Consider the following 1,242-nt stretch of genomic DNA (forward strand, 5'->3'; position numbering starts at 1 on the left):
GTGTGAGCCGCTCCTGCCTGCGCGGATGGGTCAACGCCTACCGGGAGCACGGCGAGAGCGCGTTGCGCAAGAAGCGCAGCGAGTACAGCGCGCAGTTCAAGATCTCGGTGCTGCAACGCATGAAGCAGCAGGGGTTATCGCAAACGCAAGTGGCCGCGTTGTTCGATTTGCGTGGCGGATCAGGTGTCGTATCGAAGTGGCTGAGCCAGTATCATGAAGGTGGTCCCGAGGCACTCAAACCCAAGCCTCGGGGCCGTCCGAAGAAGATGCCGACTCCCACCCCCCCCAAGAACCTGCCGCCGCAGGCTGACGATGCCAGCGCACTGGAGACGCTGCGCAAAGAAAACGAGTATCTGCGTGCGGAGGTGGCCTACCTAAAAAAAGTGCAGGCCTTGGTTCGGGAAGGCCGGCAGGCTGCGCCCAAAAAGCGCAAGCCGTCCTCGAGCTGAGGCCAGAGCATTCGTTACGCGCACTGCTGAGTGCGGCAAGCCTGTCGCGCAGCACGTTCTACTACCAGGCCAAGGTGCTGCGGTCTGGCGACAGATACGCCAGCTTGAAGACAAGCATCAGGGCAATCTATGAGAGCCACAAAGGCCGCTACGGCTATCGGCGCATCACTGCCCAGCTTCGTCAAGCAGGCCAGGCTGTGAACCACAAGACCGTGCAGCGGCTGATGAACAGCCTTGCCCTGAAGTCACTGGTTCGGCCAAAGAAGTACCGTTCCCACCGAGGCGAGTGCGCCTCATCGCCCAACTTGCTCGATCGCCAGTTCGGTGCAGAGCGACCGAACGAGAAGTGGGTGACCGATGTGACCGAATTCAATGTCCGAGGCAACAAGCTGTACCTGTCGCCGATCATGGACCTCTACAACGGGGAGATCGTGGCCTACGAGATGCAGGAGCGCCCTGTGTACTCGCTCGTAGGGAACATGCTCAGGAAGGCGTTGCGCAAGCTGAAGACCCGCGGCGATGCGCCACTCTTGCACTCCGACCAGGGGTGGCAGTACCAAATGTCCCACTATCGAGAGCAGCTCCACGAGCACGGCTTGACGCAAAGCATGTCCCGCAAAGGCAACTGCCTGGACAACGCGGCCATGGAAAGCTTCTTCGGTACACTGAAATCGGAATTCTTCTACCTGAACAAGTTCGCAAGCGTTCAGGAGTTGCAGCGCGGCCTGCGCCGCTACATTCATTACTACAACCACCAACGCATCAAGCTCAAACTAAAAGGCCTGAGCCCGGT

General features: G+C 59.7%; 1 protein-coding gene. It reads left to right on the forward strand.

Features of this window, described 5'->3' with window-relative positions; genetic code table 11:
• Positions 1-1,242 (forward strand): IS3 family transposase gene (locus PO605_RS30800; RefSeq protein WP_272207347.1). Its coding sequence is split into 2 segments (ribosomal slippage), with 1,240 coding nucleotides annotated over them: positions 1-416 and positions 419-1,242; the frame shifts between segments, so codons are not numbered across the junction. This gene is flagged as partial in the annotation.

Source organism: Delftia sp. DT-2 (assembly GCF_028401915.1).
GTDB classification, from domain to species: Bacteria; Pseudomonadota; Gammaproteobacteria; order Burkholderiales; family Burkholderiaceae_C; genus Comamonas; species Comamonas tsuruhatensis.